Origin of the sequence: Bartonella sp. MU37NMGALS (assembly GCF_042194015.1) — a bacterium.
GTDB classification, from domain to species: domain Bacteria; phylum Pseudomonadota; class Alphaproteobacteria; order Rhizobiales; family Rhizobiaceae; genus Bartonella; species Bartonella grahamii.
Genome location: NZ_JBHIML010000030.1, coordinates 1 through 7,042, shown reverse-complemented (window position 1 = coordinate 7,042; position 7,042 = coordinate 1). Strand labels below are relative to the sequence as shown.

Annotated in this window: 9 protein-coding genes; 8 read left to right on the top strand and 1 reads right to left on the bottom strand. The window is 43.1% G+C overall.

The genetic code is table 11. The annotated features are described in order from the left end of the window. Positions 1-51 precede the first annotated feature (51 nt). A complete protein-coding gene (locus tag ACFIJP_RS08250; protein ID WP_375626900.1) occupies positions 52-585 on the bottom strand; it encodes an antA/AntB antirepressor family protein in 534 nt (177 codons plus the stop codon). A 357-nt stretch (positions 586-942) separates the two neighbouring features. Here ACFIJP_RS08250 and ACFIJP_RS08245 point away from each other — a divergent pair, with 357 nt between their 5' ends. The 8 genes from ACFIJP_RS08245 to ACFIJP_RS08210 form a co-directional block, all read left to right on the top strand. Continuing rightward, positions 943-2,154, top strand: a complete 1,212-nt coding sequence (locus ACFIJP_RS08245) for a phage tail sheath subtilisin-like domain-containing protein (protein ID WP_375626899.1) — start codon at positions 943-945, stop codon at positions 2,152-2,154. Then, positions 2,154-2,660, top strand: coding sequence for a phage major tail tube protein (locus ACFIJP_RS08240; RefSeq protein WP_375626897.1), 507 nt, complete (start codon positions 2,154-2,156; stop codon positions 2,658-2,660). The genes ACFIJP_RS08245 and ACFIJP_RS08240 overlap by 1 nt, the downstream gene beginning before the upstream one ends. A gap of 2 nt (positions 2,661-2,662) precedes the next feature. After that, on the top strand, positions 2,663-2,950 hold the full coding sequence (locus tag ACFIJP_RS08235) for a phage tail assembly protein (protein ID WP_375626896.1): 288 nt from the start codon (positions 2,663-2,665) through the stop codon (positions 2,948-2,950). 38 nt (positions 2,951-2,988) lie between these two features. Then, positions 2,989-3,060, top strand: coding sequence for a GpE family phage tail protein (locus ACFIJP_RS08230; protein WP_081429755.1), 72 nt, complete (start codon positions 2,989-2,991; stop codon positions 3,058-3,060). After that, the gene (locus ACFIJP_RS08225) at positions 3,057-5,189 is read left to right on the top strand and encodes a phage tail tape measure protein (RefSeq protein ID WP_375626894.1); all 2,133 of its coding nucleotides are present in this window, start codon (positions 3,057-3,059) and stop codon (positions 5,187-5,189) included. The genes ACFIJP_RS08230 and ACFIJP_RS08225 overlap by 4 nt, the downstream gene beginning before the upstream one ends. Before the next feature lie 5 nt (positions 5,190-5,194). Beyond that, the gene (locus ACFIJP_RS08220) at positions 5,195-5,575 is read left to right on the top strand and encodes a phage tail protein (protein WP_273724432.1); all 381 of its coding nucleotides are present in this window, start codon (positions 5,195-5,197) and stop codon (positions 5,573-5,575) included. Continuing rightward, positions 5,572-5,796, top strand: a complete 225-nt coding sequence (locus ACFIJP_RS08215) for a tail protein X (RefSeq protein WP_273724325.1) — start codon at positions 5,572-5,574, stop codon at positions 5,794-5,796. The genes ACFIJP_RS08220 and ACFIJP_RS08215 overlap by 4 nt, the downstream gene beginning before the upstream one ends. Further along, on the top strand, positions 5,793-7,042 hold a 1,250-nt coding region (locus tag ACFIJP_RS08210), incomplete at its 3' end, for a contractile injection system protein, VgrG/Pvc8 family (RefSeq protein WP_375626892.1). The genes ACFIJP_RS08215 and ACFIJP_RS08210, both read left to right, overlap by 4 nt.

Below are 7,042 nucleotides of genomic sequence, written 5' to 3'. Positions count from 1 at the left end.
TTAACCACCTCCCCGCCTAAAAGACGAGGAGAGAAAATCATGTTTTTAAAGTTAAGCAGCTTTTGTAATCGGACTTGCTAAGACCTTTTTTGCTTCTTTAATGAGGGCTTTATATTTTCTGTTTTCTTCGTCTACTCTGAAGGCATCAAGAAGACGCATATGAATTGGACCTAAAAGATACAAAACTTTTTCACCAGGTTTCATACCTTCCCAATAACTTGGCAAATCAAAACGCGTATCACGATCATAATCAACAGATTGGTTTCTCAGTTTCTTTTCACACTCAATAAAGTAACGGCGTGCTTGACGTCCTTTCTCGTTACGTTCCACCATTGAGAGCTCTTTCGCCATGTCTAAAGTGATGTGATATTCTGTACTTGGACGACCGCCTTTAGGTTTTACTAAATTTTTAGTAAAACTCGCAAAGTCCTTATTTTCTAGGAAACCATATTCTTTAATACGATTAATAATCCAATCGTTAAAACGAGATGTTACCTTCAAAAACGTATGCAAATCACGAGCGTTAACAGTTTGAACAGTTTCCTGATCAATGATTTGTTCCGATATTGGAATAAGAGTATTCATGAGAACTCCTTGTTGTTAGACGTTTTTCATTGACATTTTTTATAAAAATGCCGGGTGCTGAAAAACACGGCAACAAGCCCGTCGTTATGCTTTCCCCTCGAAAGGGTATTTTATGGCATAACCACACCCGACAAAGCTATTATATGCGTGTAGCATATAATGAGTCAAAGTCTTTAATGCACAGAAGACTGATTATTTCGGTAACCAATCCGCTTGTTGTTTTAAGATGTTTTTCAAGCACCTTTGTATGAAGCTAACGGTTTTGAATATTTTGTCAAGTCGTTTTCAAAAGCGGCTTTTTACCTCTCATTTTTCCCATTCATTTTCATTCACCCCTCATTTAAAGGAGCATAAAGTATGGCAATAGGTTTTCTACACGGTGTTGAAGTTGTCGAGGTTGACGACGGCACCCGCCCCCTTCGCACGGTTCAATCGGCAGTTATCGGGATTGTTGGCACAGCACCCGATGCCGATGAACAAGCATTCCCTCTCAACACACCGGTTTTGGTAACGGGCTCTCTTTCACAAGCTGCAAAACTCGATAAAACGGGCAAGCGTCAAGGTACCTTACCCAATGCCCTTGATCTTATTTTTAAACAAGTAGGCGCCATTGTCGTTGTCGTACGCGTGAACGAGGGTGACAATGAAAATGCAACACTCACCAATGTTATTGGCGGTGTAAACGCAAATGGCGCTTATGAAGGTGTTCATGCTTTGATTGGAGCGGGGTCCATTGTGGGACAAACACCACGCATTCTCATCGCTCCAGGCTTTACACATCAACGCCCTTCCAGTGTGAATATTGAAGAGAATGGAACTGGTGCAACTGCCAACCCCGTCGCAGCAGAACTGATTGGCATTGCAGAACGTTTGCGCGCCATTGTGGTGCTTGATGCACCAAACACAACAGATGAAGCAGCCCTTAGTGCAGCAAAGGATTTTGATTCAAAGCGCGTCATTCTTATTGACCCTTTTGTAAAGGTAAATCGTGATGGAAAGATCATAGAACAGCCGGCAAGTGCAGCGGTTGCTGGTGTCATTGCCAAAACTGATTTTACACACGGTTTTTGGCATTCTCCTTCAAATAAAGTGATCAATGGCATTGTTGGAACTGTGCGCCCCATTGATTTTTCCATTGGTGACAGATCAAGCCGCGCCAACCTTCTTAACGAACAAAATATCACAACAATTATCCGCGAAAACGGTTATCGTCTTTGGGGTAATCGCACCCTTTCAAGTGATACAAAATTTGCTTTCTTATCGGTGGTGAGAACCGCAGATATGATCAATGACGCCATTTTGCGCGGGCATCTATGGGCTGTCGACCGCAATATCAAAAAAACCTACATGAATGATGTCAGTGAAAGCGTCAATGCCTATTTGCGTGATTTGAAAGCACAAGGCGCCATTCTTGGTGGGCGCTGTACGCCTGATCTAGAGTTGAATACAGCAAGCGCTATTGAAGGCGGCAGAATCTATTTCAATGTCGAATTCACACCAACAACACCAGCAGAACACATCACATTCCGTTCACGCATTGTGAATGATTATTTAGAGGAGATTTTTTAATGGCTATCCCCGTTTTACCAAGAGTTTTGAAATATTTTAACATTTTTGTCGACGGTATTCCCTATCAAGCAAAATGTGAAAGCGTAACATTACCGAATTTGAACTTGGTTGTTGAAAGTTATCGCGGCGGAGGCATGGACTCCTCCATTGAAGTTGACCTTGGTCTTGAAACCCTCACGCTTACCATGACCATTTCTGATTGCTCTCCAGAGTTGATGACACTGTTGGGGCGCACTGATGTCGACATTTCATTACGAAGTTCAATGCAAGCGCAAGGCACACCCGCAGAAGGTGTTGTCATTACCATGAGAGGACTATGCAAAGGCTTTGAAATGGCAGAATGGCAACCGGGCAGCAAAGCAACATCCACAACTACCTTCACATTGCAGTATTTCAAATATGTCCAGAAGGACGTTGAAATTGTTGAGATAGACGCCCTCAACATGGTGAGGAGATTCAATGGCGTCAATCAACTCGCAGATCATAGAGAAAACTTAGGATTATAAAAATGACAGTACAAACAAGCATTACACATAAATTACTTGTACCGATTACCTTTGAAGGAAAAGAACATACCGAAATCACCTTACGGCGCCCGAAATATAAAGACTTAAAAGCGACCTTTAAGGAAGACGATGCTGATCAGTTAGAATTCATTACTTCACGCCTTTCTGGCTGGCCCATAGATGCCGTTGAGGAAATTGATCCTTATGACATGGAAGATATTCGTGAGATTATAGATTTTTTTTCAAGTCGGCGGGCTTCCAAGACTGCGAAACTGCCGCGAAACTCATAGCCGATATTGCCATTGTTTTTCATTGGCCACTTTCAGACATGATGGAAATGGAACTGGAAGAATTGGTCTTTTGGCGAAATCAAGCAGCAGAAAGGTATAAGACAAAATGAGTGAAAAAGTTGCTGATGCAAAGGTGAGATTATCTCTTGAAGACAAACTCACCGCACCTCTTAAACATCTTCAAAAAAAATTCGATACATTATCAAAAACACTCTCACTGAGATTGAGTATTCCGCGCTTTTCTGCTGCTGTCAAAAACATGACAAAAAGCCTTCATGGCGTTCAAAGTGCTCTTGGAGTGGCGGCAAGCCGTGCTTCGGTCTTTACTGGTGCTTTAGGGCTTGCTGGTGGTGGACTTGTGGCAAGTGTAACCGCCCTCACCATGAAAACCATGCATCTGGGAGATAGTCTTCACCACGCATCACACCATTTAAATATGAGTGTTGCATCACTTCAATTATGGGGTGATGCAGCCGATAATTCAGGCACTTCTGCCGAACTTTTTCAACAATCCTTAGCGGTTTTAAATAGGCGTTCAGCACAAGCCTATGCTGGACAAAAAAGAGGCATGATGGGCTTTGAAGCACTTGGCATTTCTGTCAAAAACACTTCTGGAAAACTCAAATCCACTTCTGTCTTGTTAGAAGAAATTACCGACAAGATGAGTAAGATGAAAAGCCAAGCACAAAGACAGCATATTGCCGCTCTGCTGTTTGGGGGCGATGGTAAAGAAATGGCGACCATGCTTGCACAAGGCATGGCACCCATTAAAGAGCTGTTTGCAAAGGCGCGAAAAGGAAAATGGCTGATAGGTGCCGATGTTGCACGCTATGCAGCAGATTTGAGTGATAAGCTTGGTGCTTTTAAGAAAAAAATAGGCGGTATCGCGAGCTTTATTGGCGCGCGTTTCATGCCCGTGATCAATGACATGATTGACGGTTTTTCTCGCCTGATTGATGAAAACCGCGACCTCATTCAAACAACCGTTGCGAGCTGGGCAAAAACCTTAAAAAAAGTCTTTAATGATTTGCTTAATCCTACCTCTGATTTAAGAAAAGGCATCAGTGATCTCACAGAGAGGATTAAAGGCTGGTTCCAATGGCTAGAACCTCTGATTGGTGAAATAACCCTCTTTAAGGTAGGACTTGTGGCACTTGGTTCGTTCATTTTTGGTCCACTCATTGCCGCATTAGCCGCAGCGGGAGCAGCGTTTGTCACGCTTGGCTATACTATAATGACGACGCCCATAGGATGGCTCATTGGGGGTATCGCGGTACTTGCCGCACTCTATAAATATTGGGATGAACTCAATGGTTGGGTAGCAGCATCTTTAGCCGCGGTTGGGGCAGTTCTTACCGGAGCATTCATTGCGGCAATGGTACCGGCAGCTTCTGCAGTTGCGGGTCTTGCACTATCTCTTGTAGCTTCACTCATTCCAGCAATAACTGCCGTTGGTTCTGCTTTTATATCGCTTGGTATCGCAATCATGACCACTCCTATCGGCTGGATCGCTGGCGGCATAGCAGCCCTTGTTGGAGTTGGATATCTGCTCTACAAAAATTGGGATACGGTAGTAAGCTTCATAAGCAACTTATGGAATTCTTTTGCGAGCTTATGTAGTAACGTTTTCAATAACCTCTTGACGCTCTTTAAAAACTTTTCACCGCTCTCTTGGATTTCAAAAAAAATCAATGAACTCATTGAGTGGCTGTTTGGTGTCGATTTAATGGAAGTAGGCTCCAATCTTATTAACGGGCTTTGGGAAGGTATCAAAAGCCAATGGAATGCTTTGTCTGATTGGTTTAGCGGCATGATAAGCAAATTAACCAGCTGGATGCCTAATTGGATGAAAGAAAAGTTAGGCTTTAATGTTTCAATCAATAAGACTTCAACCCAGACGATTAAAACCTTTACCAATGAGACCAATGCACGGGCAAAAAAAATGCTGGATACAGTAGTGGTTACAAATACCCCACCTGAAAAACGCAAGAGTGGTTTTAATACAGGAGCCGTTGAAACAGGACAAATGCAGGCAACAAATAAAGTGGGTGCCTTTAAAGCTCCAAAGCCAATTACGGTTCATAAGCCCGTTGAAGTAGACGCCCGTGTAACCATTACAAATCTAAATATTTCCGTCCCCAATGGTCTCAAGGACGAAATCAGAGACGCTGTCAATCAAGCACTTGAACGCTATGCAAAACAGCAACGTTTAGCCATAGCCTCTAGCCTTTCGGATTAAATACCATGATGTTAGCTTTGGGTGGTTTTATTTTTTCTATTGAAACAGCAGCTTATCAAACACTTGATATGTCTTATGGGGTTCCATGGGTAGAACAAGGGCGATTGGGACGAAAGGCGGCTCTTCAATTGCCAGCTGTTGCAAATGCGGAGTTTTCTTTAGCAGGCGTGATTTATCCAGATTTCAAAGGTGGTCACGGACAAATCGAATATTTGCGACAAATAGCGCATATGGGACCTCATATTCTTGTTACCGGTCAAGGCAAAATCTTAGGTAAGTTTGTCATTCTTTCTGTAGAGGAAAAACAAAGCGTTTTTCATCATAATGGCACCCCCAAAAAACAAGAATTTACAATAAAGTTGAGAGAATATGGTGAAGACCTATGAGTGATCTTTATATGACCAAAGATGGTGATATGGTTGATGCCATTTGCTGGAAATACTATGCCAAAGGTCAGCAAGCGCTTGCTGTTGAACGCGTCTATGCAGCTAATTTTGGGCTTGCAGACTATGGACCCATTTTAAAAGCAGGCATCACGATACTCTTACCAACCCTCCCCTATCCGAAAGCTACACCAGTAATCAGAATTTGGGGTAGCAAATCATGAAACCTTTTTGCATGGTTCTGGCAAATGGAGAAGACATCACCAAAACGCTCATGGATTATGTTTTATCAATTGAAATTACCGATGAAGCAGAAAACAAAAGTGATCGTATCACTATAGAGCTTGATGACCGTGCGCGTGACAGTGATAACGGCTTTCTTGATATTCCTCTTATCGGGACAGTCATTTCTGTAACTCTTGGCTATGAAGGCGGAAAAAACCGCGATATGGGAGCCTATCTGATAGACGAAATCTCTGTAAGCAGCCCACCACAAAGCTTAAGCGTGACAGGGCGTGCCGCATCAATGAACACGTCTTACAGAACCCCCAAAAGCCAATCTTACCACCAACAAACTCTTGGCAGTATTGTTCAAGAGATAGCAGAGCGTAATGGCTATACGCCAAAGGTTGATCCTTCTCTTGCAAAAATCGTTGTGCGTCACATTGACCAAACAGCTGAAAGCGATATGGCTTTTGCTACACGCCTTGCAGAAGAATATGATGCGGTAGCAAAGCCCGTTGATGGTAAACTTGTTCTTGCCAAACGGGGTGAAGGCAAAGCCATCACCGGTGAAACACTCCCTATTATTGTTATTCATGAGAAACATTGCACCTCTTGGGATTTTAAATACAGTGCACGGGATGAAGCAGGTGCAGCCAATGGCTTAGAAACAGATGTGGGAGACGACCAAAAAGCCGCGGCTGATGCACGAGAACCAGAAGAGATTGATGATGATGAAAACTTTATCCATATGGATGACAGTGACAGAGCACCATCATCATCTGAATCGGAAAAAGCAGAAACAACACCTGAGAAAGAAGAAGAAGACAAAGAGAAGAAAGGCGGTGTTCTCGCAACCTATCATGATATCCGCACTGGTGAAAAAAAAGAAGTCAAAGTTGGTAATCCGCCGTTTCATGAACTCAAATATACCTACCACAACCAATCAGAGGCTGTTGCGGCCATTGCTGCTTATCGCAATAAATCATCACGCGGTAAGTCTTCTTTCTCATGTGATATCGGTGGTGATCCGTTTGTGCAAGCAGAAGCAAAGCTTGTTCAAGAGCCCCCTTTCCGCCCCTATATTCCAGCAGAATGGCGCATCAAGAGCGTTAAGCACAAACTTGATAAAACGGGTGGTTACACCACAAAAATAGAGTGCGAACTTTTTGATAAAGCGCAAGAAGATGCGGCTGGAAACGTTGCAAACACAACACCAGACAAGGATGATACCCTTGATCCAAACGC

Coding starts and splice junctions, on each gene's coding strand:
- ACFIJP_RS08240 (WP_375626897.1), top strand. CDS start 2,154: ATGGCTATCCCCGTTTTACCAAGAGTTTTGAAATATTTTAACATTTTT.
- ACFIJP_RS08225 (WP_375626894.1), top strand. CDS start 3,057: ATGAGTGAAAAAGTTGCTGATGCAAAGGTGAGATTATCTCTTGAAGAC.
- ACFIJP_RS08245 (WP_375626899.1), top strand. CDS start 943: ATGGCAATAGGTTTTCTACACGGTGTTGAAGTTGTCGAGGTTGACGAC.
- ACFIJP_RS08235 (WP_375626896.1), top strand. CDS start 2,663: ATGACAGTACAAACAAGCATTACACATAAATTACTTGTACCGATTACC.
- ACFIJP_RS08220 (WP_273724432.1), top strand. CDS start 5,195: ATGATGTTAGCTTTGGGTGGTTTTATTTTTTCTATTGAAACAGCAGCT.
- ACFIJP_RS08215 (WP_273724325.1), top strand. CDS start 5,572: ATGAGTGATCTTTATATGACCAAAGATGGTGATATGGTTGATGCCATT.
- ACFIJP_RS08250 (WP_375626900.1), bottom strand. CDS start 585: ATGAATACTCTTATTCCAATATCGGAACAAATCATTGATCAGGAAACT.